The 21,687-nt window shown below is 72.4% G+C and carries 20 protein-coding genes; 13 read left to right on the top strand and 7 right to left on the bottom strand.

The features are described 5' to 3' along the window. Nucleotides 1–90 precede the first annotated feature (90 nt). Nucleotides 91–720, bottom strand: coding sequence for a CGNR zinc finger domain-containing protein (locus ACFC1T_RS36575; protein WP_375896592.1), 630 nt, complete (start codon nucleotides 718–720; stop codon nucleotides 91–93). A 194-nt stretch (nucleotides 721–914) separates the two neighbouring features. Between ACFC1T_RS36575 and ACFC1T_RS36570 the strand changes: the two genes are divergently transcribed. The 3 genes from ACFC1T_RS36570 to ACFC1T_RS36560 all read left to right on the top strand — a co-directional run bounded on the left by ACFC1T_RS36570 (nucleotide 915) and on the right by ACFC1T_RS36560 (nucleotide 4,039). Next, nucleotides 915–1,982, top strand: coding sequence for an alcohol dehydrogenase catalytic domain-containing protein (locus ACFC1T_RS36570; protein ID WP_375896590.1), 1,068 nt, complete (start codon nucleotides 915–917; stop codon nucleotides 1,980–1,982). Between the two features lie 94 nt (nucleotides 1,983–2,076). Further along, a complete protein-coding gene (locus ACFC1T_RS36565; RefSeq protein WP_375896587.1) occupies nucleotides 2,077–3,060 on the top strand; it encodes an alpha/beta hydrolase in 984 nt (327 codons plus the stop codon). 253 nt (nucleotides 3,061–3,313) lie between these two features. Further along, a complete protein-coding gene (locus tag ACFC1T_RS36560; RefSeq protein WP_375896585.1) occupies nucleotides 3,314–4,039 on the top strand; it encodes a hypothetical protein in 726 nt (241 codons plus the stop codon). A 476-nt stretch (nucleotides 4,040–4,515) separates the two neighbouring features. On the opposite strand, the gene ACFC1T_RS36555 is transcribed toward ACFC1T_RS36560, so the two are convergent. After that, a complete protein-coding gene (locus ACFC1T_RS36555) occupies nucleotides 4,516–5,043 on the bottom strand; it encodes an Imm63 family immunity protein (RefSeq protein ID WP_375896582.1) in 528 nt (175 codons plus the stop codon). A gap of 945 nt (nucleotides 5,044–5,988) precedes the next feature. Here ACFC1T_RS36555 and ACFC1T_RS36550 point away from each other — a divergent pair. The 7 genes from ACFC1T_RS36550 to ACFC1T_RS36520 all read left to right on the top strand — a co-directional run bounded on the left by ACFC1T_RS36550 (nucleotide 5,989) and on the right by ACFC1T_RS36520 (nucleotide 12,545). Beyond that, nucleotides 5,989–7,593, top strand: coding sequence for a hypothetical protein (locus tag ACFC1T_RS36550; RefSeq protein WP_375896580.1), 1,605 nt, complete (start codon nucleotides 5,989–5,991; stop codon nucleotides 7,591–7,593). Further along, nucleotides 7,590–8,171 (top strand): hypothetical protein, encoded by a 582-nt coding sequence (locus tag ACFC1T_RS36545; RefSeq protein ID WP_375896578.1) that lies wholly within the window; start codon nucleotides 7,590–7,592, stop codon nucleotides 8,169–8,171. Before ACFC1T_RS36550 ends, ACFC1T_RS36545 begins: the two co-directional genes overlap by 4 nt. Nucleotides 8,172–8,520: 349 nt before the next feature. Further along, nucleotides 8,521–8,721, top strand: a complete 201-nt coding sequence (locus ACFC1T_RS36540; protein WP_375896576.1) for a hypothetical protein — start codon at nucleotides 8,521–8,523, stop codon at nucleotides 8,719–8,721. Nucleotides 8,722–8,936: 215 nt separating this feature from the next. Continuing rightward, nucleotides 8,937–9,614 carry a DUF402 domain-containing protein gene (locus tag ACFC1T_RS36535; RefSeq protein ID WP_375896574.1) on the top strand — a complete coding sequence of 226 codons (678 nt, stop codon included), beginning with the start codon at nucleotides 8,937–8,939 and terminating at the stop codon, nucleotides 9,612–9,614. A 665-nt stretch (nucleotides 9,615–10,279) separates the two neighbouring features. Further along, nucleotides 10,280–10,942 carry a hypothetical protein gene (locus tag ACFC1T_RS36530; RefSeq protein WP_375896573.1) on the top strand — a complete coding sequence of 221 codons (663 nt, stop codon included), beginning with the start codon at nucleotides 10,280–10,282 and terminating at the stop codon, nucleotides 10,940–10,942. A 128-nt stretch (nucleotides 10,943–11,070) separates the two neighbouring features. After that, nucleotides 11,071–11,565 carry a hypothetical protein gene (locus ACFC1T_RS36525; protein WP_375896570.1) on the top strand — a complete coding sequence of 165 codons (495 nt, stop codon included), beginning with the start codon at nucleotides 11,071–11,073 and terminating at the stop codon, nucleotides 11,563–11,565. 485 nt (nucleotides 11,566–12,050) lie between these two features. Further along, nucleotides 12,051–12,545, top strand: a complete 495-nt coding sequence (locus ACFC1T_RS36520) for a hypothetical protein (protein ID WP_375896568.1) — start codon at nucleotides 12,051–12,053, stop codon at nucleotides 12,543–12,545. 289 nt (nucleotides 12,546–12,834) lie between these two features. On the opposite strand, the gene ACFC1T_RS36515 is transcribed toward ACFC1T_RS36520, so the two are convergent. The 3 genes from ACFC1T_RS36515 to ACFC1T_RS36505 all read right to left on the bottom strand — a co-directional run bounded on the left by ACFC1T_RS36515 (nucleotide 12,835) and on the right by ACFC1T_RS36505 (nucleotide 16,016). Next, nucleotides 12,835–13,260 (bottom strand): lipocalin/fatty-acid binding family protein, encoded by a 426-nt coding sequence (locus ACFC1T_RS36515; protein WP_375896566.1) that lies wholly within the window; start codon nucleotides 13,258–13,260, stop codon nucleotides 12,835–12,837. An 824-nt stretch (nucleotides 13,261–14,084) separates the two neighbouring features. After that, nucleotides 14,085–14,663 (bottom strand): hypothetical protein, encoded by a 579-nt coding sequence (locus ACFC1T_RS36510; RefSeq protein ID WP_375896564.1) that lies wholly within the window; start codon nucleotides 14,661–14,663, stop codon nucleotides 14,085–14,087. 540 nt (nucleotides 14,664–15,203) lie between these two features. After that, nucleotides 15,204–16,016, bottom strand: a complete 813-nt coding sequence (locus tag ACFC1T_RS36505; protein ID WP_375896562.1) for a hypothetical protein — start codon at nucleotides 16,014–16,016, stop codon at nucleotides 15,204–15,206. 175 nt (nucleotides 16,017–16,191) lie between these two features. Here ACFC1T_RS36505 and ACFC1T_RS36500 point away from each other — a divergent pair, with 175 nt between their 5' ends. After that, complete coding sequence (locus ACFC1T_RS36500) at nucleotides 16,192–16,593, top strand: hypothetical protein (RefSeq protein WP_375896561.1); 402 nt, start codon at nucleotides 16,192–16,194, stop codon at nucleotides 16,591–16,593. A 56-nt stretch (nucleotides 16,594–16,649) separates the two neighbouring features. Here the strand turns inward: ACFC1T_RS36500 and istB are convergent, their stop codons facing one another. Together istB and istA are read right to left on the bottom strand one after the other, a co-directional pair. Then, on the bottom strand, nucleotides 16,650–17,450 hold the full coding sequence (gene istB, locus ACFC1T_RS36495) for an IS21-like element helper ATPase IstB (RefSeq protein ID WP_375896558.1): 801 nt from the start codon (nucleotides 17,448–17,450) through the stop codon (nucleotides 16,650–16,652). Nucleotides 17,451–17,461: 11 nt separating this feature from the next. Further along, nucleotides 17,462–19,084 (bottom strand): IS21 family transposase, encoded by a 1,623-nt coding sequence (istA, locus tag ACFC1T_RS36490; RefSeq protein ID WP_375896595.1) that lies wholly within the window; start codon nucleotides 19,082–19,084, stop codon nucleotides 17,462–17,464. A gap of 121 nt (nucleotides 19,085–19,205) precedes the next feature. Between istA and ACFC1T_RS36485 the strand changes: the two genes are divergently transcribed. Further along, nucleotides 19,206–19,805: a helicase associated domain-containing protein gene (locus tag ACFC1T_RS36485; protein WP_375896556.1), complete on the top strand. Its 600-nt coding sequence runs from the start codon at nucleotides 19,206–19,208 to the stop codon at nucleotides 19,803–19,805. A gap of 358 nt (nucleotides 19,806–20,163) precedes the next feature. Further along, on the top strand, nucleotides 20,164–20,385 hold the full coding sequence (locus ACFC1T_RS36480) for a hypothetical protein (protein WP_375896553.1): 222 nt from the start codon (nucleotides 20,164–20,166) through the stop codon (nucleotides 20,383–20,385). Nucleotides 20,386–21,687 lie beyond the last annotated feature (1,302 nt).

The raw sequence follows: 21,687 nt of genomic DNA, 5'->3' as shown, positions 1-21,687 counted from the left end.
GGACGAGGCCGACAGATCCGGTTGAGGACCCGAGGTCAGTCAGAGGTTGAGTCAGACCTGCCCGGGAACCGCTCATGAACATCCTCACTGTCAGGCGTCGTCGGCGGGCGTGTGCAGTCTCGCCCGGTAGGCGCGCTTCTTGACGAGGGCGCCGCAGGTCTTCATCGAGCACCAGCGGCGGGCGCCCGCGCGGGAGGTGTCGACGAAGAGGGCGCCGCAGTCGGGGTTGCCGCAGACACGGACGCGGGTGCGGTGCTCCGAGGCGCAGAGGGCGATCAGGTCCCGGGCGACCATCGAGAGCACCGCCGCGATCGAGTCGCCGTGCCGGCGCACGGTGGCCGCGTCGGGGGCGAGTTCGGGCCTCGGGGGCGGCTCGGCGGCGGCCCGGTTGACGAGCGCGATGTCCGCGGGGGAGGGCGGGACGGCGTCCGCCAGGGCGCGGCCGGTTCGCTGGATCGCCTCGCGCAGCTGCCCGGCGTGGTCCAGGTCGGCTTCGGTGCAGGGCGGCGCGGCTGTCGTGCAGGCGCTCTGTACGGCCCAGCGGCTCAAGTCCTCGGGCCGGGCCAGTCGTTCGAAGGGCGTGCCGGTGCCGCGGTCGGCCAGGGTGCCGGCGAAGGCGAAGCACAGCCGGGCGTCGTCGAAGCGGAAGTCGGTCTTGGCGCGCTGGCGTCCCTCGCGGCCGCCGTCCTTGCCGCCCGTGTCCTCCACACTGCTCTCCATGTCCACCACTTTATGCGGTTGACATGTTTTCGGGCAAGCGGCTAGCTTTCAGGTCCACCGCTTGAACCGGTGGACTTTTGACGTTCGGGCGATCGCTCCCCGATTCCCCCCGACTCACCCCCGCTTCACCCCCGCTTCCCCCAACTCGCCCCCGCTTCCCGCAACTTCTCCCCCCAGCACGAGGAGGCCGCGCCATGCGCGCCGCAGTCATCGAGGAACTCCACAAGCCGCTCGTCCTCCGCGACGTGCCCGACCCCGTCTGCCCGCCGGACGGCGCGATCGTGCGCGTCGGGGCGAACGGGATCTGCCGGACCGACTGGGCCCTGTGGGCCGGGCAGTTCTGGACGGGCGGACCGCGGGTCGAGGCCCCGTTCGTCCTCGGCCACGAGTTCGCCGGCACCGTCGTGGAGGTCGGCCGCGAGGTTCGGGGGTGGAAGGAGGGCGACCGCGTCATCTTCCCGATGAACCCCGGCGAGGGCTCGTGCGAGATGTGCCGCAGCGGCAACCAGCACGTCTGCGACCACGTCGACGCACTCGTGCCCGGGGTCTCCTACTGGGGCGCCTTCGCCGAGTACGTCATGGTCCGCTTCGCCGACGTCAACCTGGTCGAAGTGCCCGAGGGCGTCGGTTTCGTGGACGTCGCCGCGCTGGCCTGCCGCTACATGACGGCCTTCCACGGGGTCGTCGACCAGGCGCGGATCCGCGGCGGCGAATGGGTCGCGGTGTACGGCGCCGGCGGCGGCATGGGCCTGTCGACGGTGGAGATCGCCGCGGCGACCGGCGCCAACGTCATCGCGATCGACATCACGCAGGACAAACTGGACGCCGCCCGCGCGCTCGGCGCCGTCCACACCGTCAACGCGGCCGCGACCGACCCCGTCGAGGCCGTGAAGACCCTCACCGGCGGCGGCGCGCACGTGTCGGTCGACGCCGTCGGCATCGCCGCCGCCTGCCGCAACTCCGTGCTCTCCCTGCGCACCCGCGGCCGCCACCTCCAACTCGGGCACACCACCGCCGCGGAACAGGGGGACGTCGCGCTGCCGGTCGACGTCATGATGGTCAAGGAACTGGAGTTCCTGAGCGCCTTCGGCATGCAGGGCCAGCGCTTCGGCACGATGCTGAACATGATCGCCGCCGGCCGGCTCAGCCCCGGCCGCATCGTCTCGCGCACCGTCGGCCTCCACGAGGCGAGCGAGGTCCTGGAGTCCCTGGAGACGTACGGGCCCACCGGCATCGTCGTCATCGACGCCTTCCGCCCCTGAACCCTCCGAACCGGCCTGAACCAGTCCGAACAGGCCTGCACCGTCCGAACCCTCTGAACCGTCCGAACCGTCCCCCCGAAGAGCAGGCACACCCATGCCCGATTCCCGCCGACTGATGGACCAGGAACTGAGCCTGGCCCTCGACGCGGTCCCCATGACCCCCAACGGCGCGTTCGACCTGACCGACCTCGCCACGACGCGCGCCGCCTTCCGCGCCCAGGCCGAAGCGGCCGCCGACAGCCTTCCCGCCGACCCGTCGGTCACCATCGAGGAACACCTCGCGAGCCGAACGGACGGCCCCGACGTACCGGTCCGCCTGCTACGGCCCACGGCCGCGCCGGGACCGCTGCCGGTGCTGCTCTGGTTCCACGGCGGCGGACAGGTCCTCGGCTTCGCCGCCCAGGACGACCCGTGGCTGACCCGGCTGGGCGCGAGCCTCGGCTGCGCCGTCGCTGTCGTCGACTACCGGCTCGCCCCGGAGACACCCGCCCCCGGCGCCGCCGAGGACGGCTTCACCGCCTACCAGTGGCTCGGCCGCGAGGCGGACGCCCTGGGCCTGGACGGCACCCGCATCGGCATCGCCGGCCAGAGCGGCGGCGGAGGCATCGCGGCGGCCACCGCCCTCCTGGTCCGCGACCGCGGCGGCGCGACACCCCTGTTCCAGTCACTGACCTATCCCATGCTCGACGACCGCAACCGGACCGCGTCGAGCCACGAGATCACCGACATCGGCATCTGGGACCGCTCGACCAACCTCCTGGCCTGGCAGGCGATCCTGGGCGACCGCGCCGGCACCGACGACGTCTGCCCGTACGCGGCCCCCGCCCGCGCCGCCGACCTCGAAGCCCTGCCGCCCACCTTCATCACCGTCGGCGACCTCGACTGCTTCCGGGACGAGGACCTCAGCTACGCCACCCGCCTGCGCGCCCACGGCGTCCCCGTCGAGCTCCACCTCTACCCCGGCGCCTACCACGCCTTCGACCTCATCGCCCCCGCCTCCCGACTGGCCGCCACCTTCCACCGGACCTGGTTCGACTACCTCGCCCGCCAGTTCCGCACCACACCGGCCCCCACCTGACACCCCACCCCGACGGACACCGCCCGCCGACTTCCCCGGCCGGCCCGTCTCCGCCCCCAGCCCTGCCGCCGCTGCGCCCCGTCGGCCGCCGGTCCGGGCGGGTTGGGGTGTCCGTGGTGCGCGGCGGAGCGGGAGGCGGCGGGGCCGGGCACGTCCGGTGCTGCTGGTGGGGCCGGTGCGGGTGTCGGTGGAGGGTTCTAGGGTGCGGCAGGTGATGACGACTTCCGGCCCGTACCCGGGTCTTCCCGTGCCGATGCCCGATGTTCTGCCGGATCCGTGGGTGGTGCTGCGGGGTACGGACTGGCCTTCGCTGCGCACCGCGTACGGGACCGCGGAAGACCTTCCCCGGGTCCTGGCCCCGCTCCTGAACCCGGACCTGAGCGTGGAGGAGACCGGGAAGGTTCTCAACGCCCTGGAGCCGGTGCAGCACCAGAACACGATCTACGAGGCGACCGCGCCGGTCGCGTTGTGTGTCGCGGCGGTCCTGGCCCGCCGCGCCGAGCACCACCGCGCGGCGGACAGGGTGTGCGCCCTGCTGCTGGGCTGGCTGGCCGGTATCGCCTATGACAGCGACGATGCCTGCGTGGCGGCCCATCAACGGCACTTCGAGGAGGACTTCCTGGAGGGCTACCCGCCGATGGCGGCCGTGCGTGCGCTGAGACCGGCGCTGTTCCAGGCCGTCGCCCCGTTCCTCGACGACTGCGACTCCGCGACCGCGGACTCCGCGCTGTCCGCGGCCCTGGCGTTCGCCGAGGACCCGGGCCTGGCCGGGCAACGCGACGGCCTGGCCGAGCGAGCCCGGCGCCTCCTGCTCACCTGCGACACGCGGTGGCGACGCGGGCAGGCCCTTGACGTGCTGACCGCCTGGGGCCACGACACGACCGCGCTCGCCCGGCCCGGCGACGACGACCGCAGCCCTTACGTCACCGGCCCGTCCTGGCCCGACGGCGACGGAGACCCCGACAACCCGCCCTTCTGACAGGCCGACCACACCCGTGCCGGACCTGCCGGGGCTCGATCGGCGGGAAGGCCGGCTCGGAGCCGGAGCCGGCCGAGAGGGCCGGCCCGACCGGCTGGAGTGCCCGTGGTGCGTCAGCGACCGGGAGACGGAGGAGCTGGGCCCGCTGTGCTGCCCGCCCCGACCAGGCGCGAGCAGGTGGCTGGCCGCCCTGCTCTGTGCCCCGGACGATCCTCCAGCGCCTGCTGCGCCCGGGGCGGCGTCGAACAAGGCGGTCCGGCAGGGGCAAGGTGTCCTGGATCGTCATCTCACCCCCGACCAGGTGGCCAAGCTCGACGGCCTGGACGAGTTGTGGCGGCTGGAGCCGGACTGGAACCGCTTCCACCGGCGCCTGCTCGCCTACCTGGCCGCCGACGGCACCCTGGACGGCCCGGCGAACCGCACCGGCCTCGGCGACGACCCCGCCTTCCGACCCGGAACCTGGCTGCGCAAGCAGGTTAGTGCCGCCAGGACCACCAGCGGTGTGGGCGCACCGGCAACAGCACGCCCTCGACGGGCGGTTCGGGGGGTCCAAGAACCAGCGGGGGCGGGGGCAGCGCGGGAACGAGCCGGTGATCGTCCTCGTCCCGAAGGTCCTTGATCAGCTCTGCCCGCCATCGCTGGGCCCACGCGGGATGCAGGGCGTGGAGCAGGGTGGCATGGCGCCTCCAACGTGTCACCCTCTGGTCTTCGCCCTCGCGGGGGTGCTTGAGTACCCAGCGGCTGGCGAGCTCGCGTGTGGCGCTGTCGAACGCCCAGTACAGCAGTTCGTCGGGATCGCGGGTCGAGCGCTGGAAGCAGAGCTCTCCCCGTTCAAGGGCGAGGTAGCTCAGCCAGCCGTTCCCGCCGACGCTGATGAACGGGCAGGCGCCGTCACGGTTGTCGAAGGTCGGTACGTCCCGGCCTGTCAGTCCGACGACGGCGCTCAGCCGCGCGATCTCGGTTTCCAGGTGTTGCCGCATCCGGGCGGCCTCTCCCTTGCCCATTCTCCCCCGCCTTGCCGCTGCCGTATGAGCCGGAAAAGGGGACGGGGGCGAGCCCCGGGTCCCGGCGTCCCGACCGTTCCCGCGTGGCGGATCGGTGTCGGCCACGCAGGTCGAGCGTATCCCACTTTTCGTCTGCATGACGATAATCGGGAGGCCGGTCCGGAGCGCCCTTGCCCGCACCACCGCCGGCTGACACCGGGTCCGGCTGGGGCAGGCGTTCGTCGGCCCCGGGGTTCGCATCGGCCCCGCGGTCTCGGAGGGCGGGTTCGGCCCGGGTGTTCGGGGTGAGAAGGACCGCGGGAGCGGTTCCTGCCCATCCCCCCGGGTTACGGAACCCCCCGGCAGCACGGCCCGGCCGTCGGTGAACTACCCTGCCCCCACTGGCGGCCGGGCCCACCCGGCAGGCCCGCAGCCGATTCCCGCACGACGGAGGGGCCTGCTCCGCGGGCGGCATCCCCTGACGCCGCCTCGGACCAGCCCGAGCGGCACCGCGGCGTGGGCTCGTACGGACTGAAGGGACCGGCCTGTGCCCGGACTGGGCCAGGGCCAGGGCCGGCAGCGGGGTGACGGCCAGCGCGGCGCCGGCGTTCGCGAGGACGGCGCCGGACATCCGGCCCGGGTCGCGCCAGGCCGGCCGCCGCGGTCGCACCGCCGGCGAGCGCCGGCTCGTCGTGGCGGTGCGCGGTGCCGGGCGCCAGCGGCGTGAAGAGCGCGTGGACTCGGCGAACCCCGGTGCCTCCGTCTTCGTGGCCGTAACGGTGAAGGCCCGGATCACCGCAGGGATTGGCCCGCGCAGGCCAGGGACGAGCCTGGCGCGGTACCGCTACCCTGCACCCGTCCCCGCTTGCCCGGCACCCTTACCAGGAACGGCAGTTGAACTCCACAGCTCCTCTCATCCTGCGCTCTGCCCTTACCATCTCCGAGTCCGCCCTCGTCCTGCCAGCCGTGCGCCGGATCACTGCGGACTGGCTCACGAAGAAGTTCGGGAGCGTGCCGCTGGCCTCCGGCCACCACCAGATAGACGCCCGTTCCACGCTCACCACCCAGGTCGTCTACGACGACGACGGGGCGGAGAAGGCGTTCCGTCTCCAACTGCGCCAGGACGAGGCCAATGCGACCTGGCGCACCACCGTCACCGCCGTCGCCTCCGAACCGACCCACCCCAACGCCGCCGTCTCCGTCGTCCTGGAGGCGTTCCCCAACCCCGGCCACACGGTCACACCTGCCCGCCCCGCCCTGGTCCGCGACCTCGTCGAAGCCCTCCACCCCCGCGACGGCCTGGCCCGGCTCACCCTCCACGCCCAGGAAGTCGGCACCGACCTCGACCACCTCCTGCACGTCCTGTGCGACCAGCAGCGGACCCTGCCCGTCATCGTCGCCGCCCGCCCGCTGCGCCCCGACGCCCTCTGGTCCACCCGCATGCGAAAGACCATGCCCCAGTGCGCAGGGGCCGCGTCCCTGTACCTTCTACGCGATGCGGCTGCCGTCGACGCGTTCCGCGAGCAGATCGGCGAGCACCACCGCGTCGCCCCGGGCGCGGTGCGTACCTTCCTGCCCGACGTCGACCCGGCCTGGGCCCCGGATGCGTCCCGGCACCGTTTCCTCAGCTCCGCCCGCATGTGCAATCCCGCCGACAGCTCCTGGTTCGGTATCGCCCGCCGGGCCCACCAGATGGCCAGCCGCGCGCCCCTGCCGCCGGCCCTGCACGCCGTGTCGTTCCCCGACGTCGCCCAGACCCACCAGGCCGAGCGCCAGGCCGCGCTCACTGTGGACCGTCCGGTCGGTACCTCGGTGGTCGACGAGGAGATCGCCCTGCTGACGGGCCTGCTCGGCCAGGCCGACGCCGACCTCAAGGAGGCCGCCCGTAACGCCGAACTGGCCGACCGCACCATCGACGCCCTCCAGACACAGCTCGACGCCGCCGCCACTGTCGGCCTGCGCGACATCGAGGACGCCCTCACCGCCTGGGACGAGGTCGAGAGGCTGCGGGCCGAGGCCGACGTCCTGCGCCGTCGCCTGCACTCGGCCGGCCGCTCCGAGGACACCGTCGTCCTCGAGGAACTGCCCGGCTCTCCCCAGTCCTTCGAAGAGCTGTGGGAACGCCTCGTCGAGCTTCCGGGCGTCCTGGTCACGGCCGACCGGGACAAGGCCCTGGCCCTGGACGAGTCCGACCGGGCCCGCGTGTGGGCGGCCAAGGCCTGGAACGGTCTGCGCGCCCTCAACTCCTACGCGCTCACCCCCGCGTTCAACGGCAGCTTCTACCAGTTCTGCACCTCCGGGATACCCGGCACGGTGGGGTGGCCGCACAAGCAGCTCGCCACCAGCGAGTCGAAGCAGACGATGGACCGCTGGGGGGACGAACGCGTCTTCCCGGTTCCCGAGGACGTCGACCCGTCCGGACAGGCGGAGATGAAGCCGCACCTGAAACTCGACAACGGCGGAATGGCCCCGCGCATCCACTTCCTCGACGCGACCGGGATCCCTGCCCGTCCCGCCCAGATGATCGTCGGCTATATCGGGACACACCTCACGAACACCCGCACCAATTGAGCAAGCATCGCGTTCCGGGCCCGATCGGCGGCGGACCGGTACGCCCCTCCGCCGTCGACCGGCAGCTTCGGGGAGGGGCGGAGGTCGAGTGGTCCCCGGGCCTCGCCGCGCTCCCGGGCGTCGGCGACGAAGGCGGTGCGGATCCGGCCGCCGTCGAGCAGGTGCGCGCGCCCGTGCCGGACGGCGACCTGCTCGCCGTCCAGCGTCTGGACGTCCGTGCGGCGGGCCTCGGGGAAGGTGGCGGCGACGGCGCAACCGGCCTGCGCCCGCCGGCCGGGGCCTGGGCCGCCCGGTCCTCGATGGCCGCGGCCGGCTTCGGGCCGGCGCTGCGGTGCGTGGTCGTGGGCTGCGCGGCGTGCGGGACGGTGGGCGACCTGGTGCCGTTCGCCGAGGCCGTCGCCGAACTCGACCGGTGGGCCGACCACGTCGAGGCCGAGCACGGGCCCTCGTTCGTGCAGCCGACGTTCCTTCGGATGGAGATCGCCGCGGTCAACGCCCCGGCCGGCTGCGACGACCCGGCCGCCTGGCTCGCCGACCTCAACGAGCGCCGGTACAAGCGCGGCCACCCCGAGGGCTGAGCCCGTGGCGGCCAGGCCCTTCCGCGCGCGATGCCCGCCGTGCAGAACCTGGCCCTCAAGCGCCCGACCGGCTGGAGCGTGCCCTCCGCCCGCGGCCTCGGCGACCCCGACCGCGCCGCGCTCCACGAAGGCCTGGTCCGCCTCACCTGGCCCCACCACCCGGGCGTCCAGGTTGCCGCATCCGAGGGTTGTGCAGACGGCGGCGTCGGGCTTGCGTACGAGGGTGGCAGGGACCCTTTCAGAGAGAGCCCCTGCCCGACAGCCGACCCCAGCAGAAGGCGGCCCGTCGTGATTCATCTTGGACGCTCAGCCCCTGCGACGCCATCAGCAGTTCGCGCCGGCAGCGCACGTGAAGCAAATCCAATCCCCGTTCTCGGACGAGCGGTGGGAGGAGAAGGAACGGGGCTGGAACGACGACGGGCCGGACGCCGGCCGCCGCCAGGCCGACGCGGACCGGAAGGCGCGGGAGGCCGCCGAGCGCGAGCGGGCCGTCGCCGAACCCGCGGCCGCCGAGGCGAAGCGCACCAGCTCCGGGTGGCGCCGGTCCTGACCCGGCCCCTTCCCGGCGCAGGCCGCTGACCTGCACCGGGGAGTTTCGGCACCCCCGCTGACCTGCACTGGGGAGTTTCGCCTCGGACCCGGTGAGCTTCGGGTGTCGTCGCAGGTCAGCGGCCGATGAGAAATGCTACGGCTTCCCCAAGCCCTGACCCGCCGTCACACCTTCGAGCGGACTTCCCGACCCCACGGGCGGGAACGCTCTTCGCCATGACCGACACCGCCCTGTTCGAGCCCGGCACCACCGCGATCCGCCGCGACGTCCACGCCGACCGGGTGTGGACCGCGATGCCCCAGCGCGTGATCGACGACACCGGCCACGTGCTGACCCTGGCCTACTGGCCGGGCATCGAGAGCCTCGCCCCGACGACCTGGATCACCTCCACCCGCACCGGCGACGACGCCACCCGCCAGCAAGGCCTGGCCGACCTGGCGGCCGGCACCTGGACCCTCGGCCCCTACCGCTGGGAGAACACCGAGCTGCTGAGCCATTTCCTGGCCGGCGAGTGGTTCTCCGTGCACTGCTTCCAGGACGCCGCCACGAAGGAACCGTTGCGCTGGTACGTCAACTTCGAGCACCCCTACCGGCGCCGCCCGGGCCTGGGCATCGACACCATGGACCTCGCCCTCGACCTGGTCGTCACCCCCGACCTGACGGGGCACCACTGGAAGGACACCGAGGAGTACGCCCAGCTGCGCCGCCTCGGCGTGGTCGACGACTACACGGGCCGCCAGATCGAGCAGGCCCGCGGCCGGGCGATCGCCATGCTGGGCGAGCGCACCGGGCCGTTCGCCGACGGCTGGCCGACCTGGTCACCGGATCCGTCCTGGCCGCTGCCGGCGCTGCCGCCCGGTGCCGACGAAGCGGCCACGGCGATGACCCCGTAACGGCCATGACGAGCAGCGGCACAGCAACCGGGCCGGTCCGGGTGCGGGTGTGCGAGGCGCTCGTCCACGACGGCCGGGTGTGTCTGATCCGCCGCCAGCGGGAGGCCGGCCTCCCGCACTCGCTGCCCGCTGGCGTGGTCGAGGACGAAGACGGCGAAGGCCCGGCCGACCGGCGCGGCCACTGTTGGAGGGCCCGCCGCCTGACATCCTGACCAGTCGTTATACGTGCAGCACATGGGACATGCGGGAGGCGTGTATGGGCACGTCGTCGGAGGATCTGTTGCGGGCCACGGTCGGCCAGCGGCGGCGACCAGGACCACGGCGGGCAGGACGACGCAGTGGTCACCGTGCTGCTGATCGGCCCGCACCTGTAGGCCGGGTCCGGGGCCACGGCCTACGGTCCGCTCCCCGGCGTCGGACGTGGATCCGGGGTTGCCCGGTCGGAGTTGCGCAGTGGTGCCGTGGGCCGTGTGCGCGGCCGTGGCCGGGGTGGTGCGTACCGACTGGTTCGCCATGGGAGGGCTTGGTTGTGCGTGTCCGGCCTGTCGGCCATCCGCAGATCCTTTTCGGACGCTAGTGCGAATATTTGATGTGTTCCTGACCTCCGGCCGTGCAGGCTCTTCCCCGTGGCCCGAGCGGGCCGCATCTCAAGAGGGGGGAACCTCGTGATCAAGTTCGCCACCGCCGCGGCTGTCGCGGCGCTGACCGCGGCGACACTGGCCGCCACGACGCCGTCCGCGACGGCCGCCGAGGCCGCGCCGACCGTGTCCCACGTGCACGGCGAGACCGGCCTCAAGCTCACCGGCTACGACGCGGCCGTCGCCGAGGCGCACGGCTACGTCATCAAGACCACGGCCGACGGCATGCAGTACACCGTCAAGAAGAACGCGACCCCGGCCGCGGACGTCACCGCGCAGGCCAAGGCCGCCGCGCTCTGGGGCAAGAGCGTGAAGCCGGCCCCGGGCGTGGCAGCACAGCCGGACTCCCACGACGAGTGGAACGACGTCTGCGGCAAGGCCTGGCTCGACGGCGACGCGGTCGGCGGCCGCGCCATCAAGATCGAGTCCGGGTTCAACCTGCTGCCCGGCCAGGCCGCGATCTTCTACTACTGGCACGTCCACGCGGTGGACGGGGGCGGTGTGGCCAACCACGCCTGGGGGCCGAGCGGCCTGGCCGACCGCAACGCGTGGAAGGGCACGTGGGCGCCGGGCGGCCTGACGCTGGGCAGCGCGTACACCCGGCTGGACTCGGACACCAGCTACGCGACGCTCGACGACGGATCGGTCTGCCACCCCGCGACCCTGACGGTGTACTACACCATCTACTAGGCCGACCGAACCGCCCGCCCTGCGGGCCGAACCGCTGTCCGTGAGCGCGGGTGCGGTGCCACGATGAGACGGCACCGTACCCGCGCTCTACTCCCTGGGGGGCCGTCATGTTCCGCAGCACCGCCCGTATGGACCGTCCCATCGAGCCCACCTGGCAGGAGACGCTCCAGGCGTTCGGCCACCGGGTCGCCGCACTGGAAGAGCCCCGCCCCGGCTGGCACCGGCTGGTCGGCCGACAGTCGACCGACGGTGTCCTCCACCACCTCGACCTGCAGTACCACGAGGAGCGCACGAACCTCGTCCAGGTCACCACCCAGCGTCCCCTGCCCGACCACATCCGGGCGCGATCCTCCTTCGACCTGGGATCGCTCCTGGACGTCTTCCTCGCCAACGCCTGCGCCGCTGGACCGATCGACCTGCCCGGCGAGCCAGAAGAGGGCCCCGGGCAGCTCATCGTCGACGGCACCGTCATCGAGGCCCGACGGCTCACCCATGGCGACTACGTGGCCACCGGCGCCAGCGTCGGGACGGAGACCGTCGCGGTCATCAGCACCGCAAGCCTGCACGACCAAGCGGTGCGCCTGCGGCTCCACGCCGGCGAACCCCAACCGGCGACGCGCTGAGATCCAGGGGGCCAGCCCTGCGGCACAGCCCGCCGCTCAGGCCGACGGGCCCGCGGTGTCCGGGCGGGGCGGCCTGCTTGAGGGCCATCACGGCCTCGTGCCGGTTCTCCGTCCCGACCCAGTACGGGTGCGCGTACAGCTCGGCGCTCACCGCGGAGAACGCGGCTCGCGACTCCCCGGTCGGGTCGCCGGCCCAGCTGCCCTCGGCGGCGTACCAGCGGCGCTGGAGTTCCAGCAGGCCATCGGGGAAATCGGTGTCGGACAGTGACCCATCGTAGGTCGCACGCCCGTACGGTCGAGGGCAAGCGCCCCGAAGGCCGCCCACGTCCTCTCGCCGCCCGCCGGCACCCGGCCGGTCCGCCCGGTGCGCCGGTTCCCGGAGCGAGGTCCGCTCGTTGACCCGGGCGGGGGTGCCCGTGCGACCGGCACGTCGCTGTCCACAGGGGAGCCGCCCGACGATCGGCAACGGAGCCGGAACCGGTCCCGTGACCACCGCGACGGAGGGGAAGACCAGCATGCCGAAGATCCCGGAGGAGTACGGCGGCCACCTGCCGCACCACGACTACATCGCCCAGGTCGTCACCGCACTGGAGGCCATCGGGCGCGGCCCCGACGGCTGGCGGCTGGAGGAGGCGGACCCCGCCACCGGCGCTCCTGCACTGCAGGCGGCCCTCGGCTGGGGCGCCGGCAACCACAACCCGCACGGCGGTCCCGACGCCTCCGACGCCGACCTGCTGCTCACCGTGAACTGGGACGCCGCCGGCGGTTGGTCGTACATCTGGGAGCAGGGGCCCGGCCCCGCCGACTCGTTCCCGCCGATGGACCTGGACGTGCCCGCCGTCTCGGACCCGGCCGACCTGGCCCAGTCCCTCCGGTACGTCATGGACGGCGAGACCGGCGGGCGGATGCCCCACCCGGCGCGCTGGGACGACGCCGAGCGCATGCGCGAGGCGGTCCGGGCTTGGCAGGCCGGCCGCTGAGCGGAGTTGTAGACGGGCGGTCAGGTGATCGCCCGCAGCTGGGACAGCGCTGGGACACCCCTGGCCCAGCGCGCCCTGTATGCCCCGATTCGCTGGGACGGTCCCGGGCCATTTCCCCAGGTCAAGATGGCCCGCGCCGCACCTGGGACAATGGAGAGACATCCGGCCGGCCAGAACCCGGCTGTCCTCCGACGGGCGACCTTGACCGGAAGGGGAGTCGGTGGCGAGTTGCAGGTGTGCGAGCGGGCTCCCGGCGGATGCCGGGGCCCACTCCGCCGGTGGCGCCTGGTCAGGGCTGGCGCTTGTAGCGCCGCGTGGCGGTGGTGGCGTTCGGGCCGGCGAACACCACGTCGAGGAGGCCCTCGTCGTCGGCGGTGAAGCGGACGGTGGCCTCGGTGGTGCCGGCCTTCCACTGCAGGGTGAGGTGGTTGAAGTCACGGCGGGCTATCCCCTTGGCCCGGCGGTCGTCGCCGTACCCGAAGTCCGCGACGAACTCCTGGCCGAGGGTGAACTGCAGGATGGACTCCTTGGTGGCGACCGTGTTCCTGAACGTGTAGTGGTCGCCTTCCTGCGTGATCTTCACCGTCTGCGGGTCCGCCGTCAGCACCTCTCGGGTCGCTGCATCGACCTTGACCGACTCCAGGTACTTCTCGTACCCCTCGCTGCTGACGAGGTCGTACGTGCCGGAGAAATCGGTGAACGCTCCGCCTGCCATGTGGTCCCCTCCATGGTGATCATCACAGTGCGGCGGCCTGTCCGGCCGCCGCACGCCATGATCCACGGAGGTTGTCTGCGCTCGGGCGGAAACGGCCGAACCAATAAGCATGGACACGACGATGGAGGTCGAAGGAGGCACGACTGCGGCGATCGTGCCCCGGGCACCTTGAACGGAGCGACCGTCTCCTGACCAGGCCGGACGGTCAAACTCGCCTGGCAAACGGTCAGGCTCTCTTGGCAGAGGTCACGGGCGCGGCGCCCTCGATCGCGGCGAGCAGATGGGTCGAACCTGCTTCTGCTGGAGCATCCCCTACGGCTTCCGGCGACACGGAAGTGCTGCGGGGCGGCTGACGGGCCGATCAGCTCCAGCGGCTGCCGCACCCGGGGGCGGCGTCGAACAAGGCGGTCCGTCGGACCCGCGTCGTTGGGACCGGGCAGGCGGGCACTGCCTGACACCGCCTTGGACCAGCCCCGGAGGCCCTGCGGTGCCGACCACGCACACTGGGGGACCGGTCGCGGCCAGGGCCCCCGAGTGGGCGGCGGACCGGTTTCCCTCGGGGGTCAGTGCCAGACGACCTCGACGTGCCGGGCCAGGGCCAGCAGTACGGTGACGGCCAGTGCGGCGACGACCACCTGCGCCGGATGCTGCGCACCGGTGGGGCCGAGGACCTCGGGGTGGTCGAGCGCCTGGCCCCGGGGACGCGCTGCGTCCCCGTCCTGGGCCGTGGTCCTGTCTGTCTTCGTCGGCCTGGACGCGTGTCCGCTGTCCCCGCGGCCGTCTGTCCGTCGTCGTGCTCGTCCGCGATGGCCGGCTGGGGGCTGTCAGCCGAAGGCGATGTCGGCGGTGAGGGTGGAGGCGGCGATGGGCGGGGCGCCGAGGAGGAGGACGTCGGCGCAGTTGTCGAGGAGGGGCTGGTCGCTGTCGATGTTCAGCAGCGAGGTCAGTTTCTCCCCGGCCAAGCGGGGGGAGTCGGCGGTGACGGTGCCGGCCAGGGTGCCGGCGCCGTCGACCTGGGTGAGGGCCAGGGCGGTGACGGCGCTGGCGGTGCGGGTGCCGTCGGCGAGGTCCCAGGAGAAGGCGGCCGAGGCGCCCGGCGCCAGCGTGGCCGGGTTCAGGGGGCTGCAGCTGAGGGAGGTGAACTTCAGGGTGGCGGTGACCGTGCCGCCCGTCACGGCGCCCCCACCGCCGCGGGAGTCCGTGCATCCGCTGACGCTGCCGCTGATGGCGACGGTGGTGGCCCGGGCGCTCGCGCCCAGTGGCGGGTCGAAGGTGACGGCCGCGTTCGCCAAGCAGTTGAGGGTCTCCGGCGCGGCGGCGTGGACCGTGGCGGCGGGCAGTGCGGAGGCGCACAGGGCGGCGAGGGCCGCCAGGGAGGCGGTGACGGTACGGCGTACGAGCACGGGGAACTCCAACGTTCGGGGCCGCCGGCGGGCGCGGGGACGGCCGGCGGGTGTGCCGGGCGGGTTCTGCCGCATCATCCCCGCCCCGCGCCCCTGGCCCGGGCACCCCCGCGCAGGCACCGCCCGGCGGATCACCCGGGTGGCCGCGCGCAGGAGGACGCCGCGGACTGGAACGTGCGGTGGCGGGACGGCCGCGCGGCCGGGGGAGGGCGGCCGGTTCGTCGCGGACCCGGTGGTCCGCCTCACCGGCACCCTGGTCGGCCCCGGCACCGTCCTGTAGGCGACGACCACCTGCGCCGGGTGCCGCGCACCGGTCGGGCCGAGGACTTCGGGGTGGTCGAGCGGCCGGTCCCGGGGTAGGACCGCCTGGCCCTCCGGCTCAGCTGGCTGCTCCCCGCTCGGCCCCTGCTGCCCGTCGTGGCCACCGGGGTGGGGTGTCGGGATTTCCGGACGCGCCTGTAGCCCGGTACCTCGCCCGCGTGTCTCGGTGGGCTGTGAACGGCGGGGAGGGCGCCGTTCAGTGAGCGGGGCGGGGTGTGGTCAGGGGCGGTGGCACGCTTCACGGCTCGGGGGCTGTCCGGGGTCGGTCGTGGGCAGGCAGACGAAGCGCCCGTCGGCGGTGTCCTGGCTGAGGAAGCGGCCGATGCACTTGCTGCGGCCGTGCTGGGCGCAGAACGACAGGGCGGATTCGCCGTTGGGGAAGCCGGCTGTGGTGTAGATCACCCAGTAGCCCGGCTGGAGGGACTTCCAGTCGTTGCTGTCGAGGACTCTGGCCCCGGGGACCTGGCGCTGGATGGCGAGGAGTTCCTTGTCGCGGTCGGACTGGTCGGCGGAACGTGGGATGGCCGAGAGCTGGGCGATCCACAGACCGGCGGCGGACACGGTCGGGGTCAGGTCGACGGGCGGCGAGACGATCGGTTCGGCGGGTCCGGCGGCCGTGGTGCGGGGGCCGGGCAGGGCCGCGTAGACGCCGCCTGCGGCGAGGGCGAGCGCGATGACGGCGAGTGCTGTCCGGCGGATGCGCCGTGCACGGTCGGGAGTCGACCCGGGGTGCCGAACGGCCTTGGAGACGGTGTCGGGGGCGGCTGCGGGGCGCGGCCCGGAGGCACTCGGTCGCGGGGGGTGGCCCGGCCTGCCGTCCCGAACGGCCGCCGCGCCGTCTTCCGCCGGGGACGGCGATTCGTCACGGATGTCCGTGAGCGCTGCGGCGGTCTCGACGGCGTCCGGGCGCGCGTCCGGGTCCTTCGTGAGCAGGGCGCCTATGAGCGGGGCGAGCGGGCCGGCGCACAGCGGGGGCGGCACGGGGTCTTCGCAGACGGCGACCAGGATCTCCCAGACGGAATCACGCCGCATCGGGTTCGTTCCCTCGACGCACACGTACAGCATGGCTGCGTAGGTGAGACCTGACAGCACTTGTCGGCGAGTTCCGACAGCGGTTGTCGATCTGTTCGACGGGAATTGTTGCCGAGAAGTGGCAGCGCTTGGGTCGTGTCGCTCTGGTGGAAGTCGGTGGAACAGCGCGCCGGGCATGGACCATGATCTGTCCATGGAACGAGTTATTGATCTTGATGAGGCGGCTGCAGAAGTAGGTGATCGAGCGCCGGGGTGGCGAGCTGGTGGCCTGACAGTGGGCCGGGTGACCTGGCGCGATGAAGCCGCTCCCTGGCCTCAGCGACTTGAGGCGGACAGGTCGTTGGTGAACGATCCTGACTCCGTTGGTGTGCTCATCTCGGGCCCGGCGGAGGCTGAGCTGTCGGTGGTGCTGTTCCGTGGGGGCTGGGCCGATGTCGACTTCGTCGCCGGCATGGACGACGCTGGCGCACTTCCGGCCTCGGGTATCGCTTCAGCTCGGGAGTTCGGCGCCCAGCTCGACGGCTGGGTGGCCCGTGTGTTCGGTCAGTCCTCCTATTCGGGCCAACCGAACCTGTGACGGGGTCTTCCTCGGTGCCTGTCGGCTGCAGCCGAGGAAGACCCTGCTTGCGATCGTCAGCCAGCAGCTGCCGCTTGCTGTTTGGCCCGGGCGCGGGTGGTAGCGAGGCGGTAGGAATCGGTGCCCGTCTCGATGATGTTGCCGCCGAAGGTGAGTCGGTCGACGATGGCCGCGCAGAGACGGGGGTCGGTGAAAGTCTTGGTCCAGCCGCCGAACGACTCGTTGGAGGCGATGGCGACGCTGTTCTTCTCCTCGCGCTCGGTCAGGACCTGGAACAGCAACTCGGCGCCCCTGCGGTCGAGTTCCATGTATCCGAGTTCGTCGATGCACAAAAGATCAACGCGGCCGTAGCGGGCGATGGTCTTGGCGAGCTGCTTCTCGTCCGCGGCCTCGACCAGCTCATTGACGAGCTTGGTGGCGAGGACGTACTTGACCCGGAAGCCGGCCATCGCGGCCTCGGTGCCCAGCGCGATCAGCAGGTGGGACTTGCCGGTCCCGGAGTCGCCGATGAGGCAGAGCGGCAGGCTCTTCTTGATCCACTCGCAGGTGGCGAGGGTGTGGATCATCGCCGGGTCGATGCTGGGGTTCGCGTCGAAGTCGAACTTCCGCAACGACTTGTCGCGGGGGAACCCGGCGGCCTTGATCCGGCGCTCGGAGCGGCGCCGGGCCCGGTCGTCGCACTCGGACATCAGCAGTTCGGCGAGGAACCCGAGGTAGGACATCTGCTCGCGGGAGGCCGTCTCCGCGAGTTCGGGGAACTGGGCGCGGATGGTGGGCAGCCGCAGCATCCGGCAGGCCTGGTCGATGGCCGCGTTGGCGGCCTGCTCGGTGAGTCCTCGTTGGCGGGGGAAGGTCACGGCACTCTCCTTCAGGTGGTGGTCGGGCGGTCCGGCCGGTGGCGACGCAGGAGCTGGTCGTAGTGGGCGACCGAGGGCAGCGGCCGGGTATCGGGCGGCAGATGGGCCAGGCGCCGCGCGGTCAGGGACGTCACCTTCGCGCGGTCAACCGTGAGTGGCTCCGGCTCGGCCGGCTCTGCGGTGTCGGCTTCGGCCGCCTTGCGGGCTTCCAGCGCGACGGCGTCGGCGGTCAGCGCACCCGCCTTCAGGGCGACCGCGAGACCGGCGACCAGGTGTTCGTGGGGCAGGTGGCGGCTCAGCAGCAGGACGTCGATCAGGGCCCGGGTGCCGTCGCGGTCACCGTGGGCTTGGCGGGCCGCCGCCCACCAGGCATCGTGGACCGGGGTGAACCTGCCTGCGGATCGGGCCTGTTCGAGCGCGGTCGCCCCGGGCAGGGCGCCCGGCTTGCGGACCAGCACCTCAAGGTAGTGGTCGAGGTCGAGGCGGGTGCCGCCCTTGGCGATCAGCCGCTCGTGCCGGGCGACCTCCTCCCTGCCCTCGTGGACGACCACCTCGGAGGCGTGCAGCATCACACGGACGGTCAGGCCGATCAGCCGCACCGGCACCGAGTACCGGTTCGTGCGGACGCTGATCTGGCTGTATCGGTCGACCCGCAGCGTGAACAGCCGTCCCGTTTCGAACGGCTCGTCCGGCAGCGGCGCCAGCAGCGGTTGCTCGGCGGCGAAGTACTCCCCGATGGTGCGGGGCCGGGAGCGGATCCGGCGGGCGTTGTCCTTCTCGTCCCACTGCTCGATCATGGCGTTCAGCTCGGCGAGCGTGGTGACTTCGGGGACGGGGACCAGGTGGTTGCGGCGGAACCAGCCGATCTGGCCTTCGACGCCGCCCTTCTCGTGGGCGCCACGGATGCCGGGCTGGCAGTAGAGGGCGTCGAGGGCATAGTGCGAGCGGAACGCGGTCCAACGGTCGGCCTCCACCCGCTGGCGGGAGAAGCCCAGCACCTGGGCAACAGCAGCTTTAAGGTTGTCGTAGCGGACCTTCCCGGTCGGCACCCCGCCGAGCACGTTGAGAGCGTGGACGTGGCCCTCGAAGAACGCCTCCTGGCCGGCCGAGGCGAAGATGCGGTGCACCGCCTTGCCCGAGTAGGACAGCCGGAACGCGAAGAGGTAGCAGGTCACCAGCTCACCGGCCAGACGCACCGTCACGTCCCCGAAGTCGACCTCCGCCTCAGCACCCGGCTTGTGGGTCTGCAGCACGAACGCGTCCACCGCGCCCCGCCCTGCCTCGATGCGGATCTCCTCGCGCCGCGACGCCACGTAGCCGCGGACCATCTGGTAGGAGATCTCGTCCGCGTCGTGCTCGTCCACCAGCCGATCGAAGATCCGCTTCACGGTGTGGCGCTGCTTTCGCGGCGCGTCCAGGTCGGCCCGCAGTATCTGGTCGATCAACGGCTTGAACGGGTCCAGCCTGGTCGCCCTGGGCCGCAGCTTCTTCCGCGGCTCCGGCCAGGCCGACGACAATGCCTTCTGCACCGTGCGGAACCCGACGCCGTACTTGCGCTCCAACGCACGGCCGGACAGGCCCGCCCGGGAATCGCGGCGGATCGCCGCGTACAGATCGACCTTGGACTTCGGCAGCACCCATGCCCCCTCGTCGTGCAGAGCACAACCATGGTCCCGAAGCAAGCACTCAGGTGCTGTCAAAACTCAGCGACATCACTCTCCCGTGGCACAGGACGCTGTCGTCGCTGACCGACAGGTGCTGTCACAACTCACGTATAGAGCCAACCTCCAGCACGGCCACCTCGACCCCACCGACAAGACCAAGCACGCCGAACTGATCTCCTGGCTCACCCGCCAGCGCCACCTTCACGGCCAGGGACTGCTCGACCCGGCCCGCGTCTCGGAGCTGGAGGCGCTCGGCATGATCTGGTCGAAGAACGCCAACGCCTGGGACCGCGGGGCCGCCTACGCCGCCGCGTTCCACCGCGCCCACGGACACCTGGCGATCCCGGCGACCGCCAAACTGGACGACTATGCGGTGGGCGCGTGGATGCGCCGCCAGCGCAAGGCCGACAACCTCACCAAGGACCAGGTGGCCAAGCTCGACCGCCTGGACGAGCTGTGGCGCCTGGAGCCGGACTGGAACAGGTCGTACCGCCGCCTGCTCGCCTACCTCGCCGCCGGCGGCACCCTTGACGGCCCGGCGAACCGCACCGGCGGCGAGGCGGACCCGGCCTTCCGCCCCGGCACCTGGCTGCGCAAGCAGGACAAGGCCCGCACCGACGGCAAGCTGACCGATCACCAGACCGCGCTCCTGGACGCGCTCCACCGGCACGCCGAGACCGTCACCGGCTGACCCGCCCCGCACGACCCCGCCGTCCCGGCCCACCCCGGGCCGGGACGGCGCCCGTTCAAAGGACAGGAGAGGCACCGCACGATGACCGACACCACCGCCCCGACCAGCGCAGCCACAGCGGGTGGAGGCGGTACGACCTTGGTCGCCTGCTTCCCTTGGTTGGCCTGACAATTGCCATTGCCGTGTGGCGTTCATGAAGCGCCACTGGCACTCTGAGCAACCGCGACCCTCAGCATGGGAGCGGGGTCGGCGATTGCCCGCACCGTCGTCGCACGTACTTACGAACACGTACACGTGGGCGGGTCATGACGCGTGTCTCGGGTGGCTCACTGCGCGTGGCAGCGGCAACGGGTTCCAAGTGCAGGGGCACCTGACAGCTGACCCCGGCTTTCACTGCACGGCCTACCTGGAGGGCGGCCCGTTCAGCGACGGGTACTTCCGTGACTTCGGCAAGATGTACACATACGCGCATGGCAACGGTCATGCCGACTGGACTCGTTGGTACAACGACGGCCACAACTTCAACATCCGCATCGTCGTATGCCTCGACCAGGATGTGGAGTACTCACCGTACGTCTGACGCCCGTCTTGTGATGCCGCTGTATCCAAACGTGAGGCGTCGGGCCTGACCGGGTCAGTGCCAGTCGAGCCCGAGTGCGGTGAGCTGGTCGAGTCGCCTGTTGGTGAGTTTGATATCGGGCCGGTCAGGCGGGGACGGTGCTGGCCGAAGCGGGGCGCCGAGGACACCGTGCCCTCCGGCGGCCCGCTGCCCGCCCCGCTCGTCGACGTTGTGGAGGCCTGCGACGTCACCGCGGACCTCGCGGGCCTCGTTGTCACCCCAGACCTGTCAGGGCACCACTGGAAGGACACCGAGGAGTACGCCCAGCTGCGCCGTCTCGGCGTGGTCGACGACTGCGTGGGCCGCCAGATTGAGCAGGCCCGCGGCCGGGCGATCGCCATGCTGGACGACCGCAACGGGCCGTTCGCCGGCGGCTGGCCGACCTGGGCACCGGATCCGTCCTGGCCGCTGCCGCCCGGCGCCGGGCTCCGGCCACGTGCAGCACCGGACCGCGCTGCACCTGCTGCACCCTCACGTCGGCGTGCAGCACCGCCCGGGACAACCGCCCCGGCCGCGCTGCAGAACCCCTTGTCCTCGCCCGCCCCGCGCTCGGGTTTCGCCCCGCGCGGGGCGAAACCCGACCCGGGCGCTGACCTCGGCGGCTACCATCCCGGACATGGACAGCGCCCCGCGAGGCGAAGCCGCGACCGACGGCGACGACCAAGAGCAGCCCGCCGCGGTGCCGGCTGCCGCCGACCAACGAATGCCCCGGAAACCGGGATCGCGCAGCGGCCGTCCGGGCCGTCGCCGCCTGTCCGGCCGCACATGGCGCCGAAGGCCCGCGCCGAGTACCGTCGAACGGCGCCGCCCGGACGCCCCGGACGACAGCCGGAGACCGGTGGGAATCGCCTCGCGGCACGTTGTTCCGGGCCCGGACAGGCCCGTGGGCGCGCTTCCGATGCCGCTTCCGGTCATCCCACCCCTTGGATGGTGCATCACCGCAGGTCAGACCCCTTGTCCAGGCCTCCCGGAAACGCCGACGACCCTTCTGTCGCCTGGCGCGGCCCCCTCAGGGTCTCGCTCCGGGCCACTCCGTTCCTTCGCCCAACCCCCGGGCCGTCCCCCGGCCCCAGGGCGGAGCCCGGTGCTCGCGCCGCGGCCGGGCAGCTCGGCGTTCCGATGGGTGCGGGCGGCCGGGCCGGGCGGGCCAGCGGTGGCCAGGGTGGGCGTGATCGACTTGCGGCGGCCGGGTGGTCCGCTCGCGGCGGCGGGCCCGGGGCGGGGCCCCGGGCGGCGCCCGGGGGGTAGTAAAACCCCGCCCGG

Source organism: Kitasatospora sp. NPDC056076 (genome assembly GCF_042266305.1).
Taxonomy (GTDB): Bacteria; Actinomycetota; Actinomycetes; order Streptomycetales; family Streptomycetaceae; genus Kitasatospora.
The sequence above is the reverse complement of the archived record's forward strand: the minus strand, read 5'-3'. Positions and strand labels throughout refer to the sequence as shown.

Bases quoted from the DNA above. Each gene is read 5' to 3' on its own strand.
- ACFC1T_RS36565 (WP_375896587.1), top strand. From the start codon at position 2,077: ATGCCCGATTCCCGCCGACTGATGGACCAGGAACTGAGCCTGGCCCTC.
- ACFC1T_RS36575 (WP_375896592.1), bottom strand. From the start codon at position 720: ATGGAGAGCAGTGTGGAGGACACGGGCGGCAAGGACGGCGGCCGCGAG.
- ACFC1T_RS36525 (WP_375896570.1), top strand. From the start codon at position 11,071: ATGGACCGTCCCATCGAGCCCACCTGGCAGGAGACGCTCCAGGCGTTC.
- ACFC1T_RS36505 (WP_375896562.1), bottom strand. From the start codon at position 16,016: ATGCGGCGTGATTCCGTCTGGGAGATCCTGGTCGCCGTCTGCGAAGAC.
- ACFC1T_RS36560 (WP_375896585.1), top strand. From the start codon at position 3,314: ATGCCCGATGTTCTGCCGGATCCGTGGGTGGTGCTGCGGGGTACGGAC.
- ACFC1T_RS36555 (WP_375896582.1), bottom strand. From the start codon at position 5,043: ATGGGCAAGGGAGAGGCCGCCCGGATGCGGCAACACCTGGAAACCGAG.
- ACFC1T_RS36535 (WP_375896574.1), top strand. From the start codon at position 8,937: ATGACCGACACCGCCCTGTTCGAGCCCGGCACCACCGCGATCCGCCGC.
- ACFC1T_RS36515 (WP_375896566.1), bottom strand. From the start codon at position 13,260: ATGGCAGGCGGAGCGTTCACCGATTTCTCCGGCACGTACGACCTCGTC.
- ACFC1T_RS36570 (WP_375896590.1), top strand. From the start codon at position 915: ATGCGCGCCGCAGTCATCGAGGAACTCCACAAGCCGCTCGTCCTCCGC.
- ACFC1T_RS36500 (WP_375896561.1), top strand. From the start codon at position 16,192: ATGGACCATGATCTGTCCATGGAACGAGTTATTGATCTTGATGAGGCG.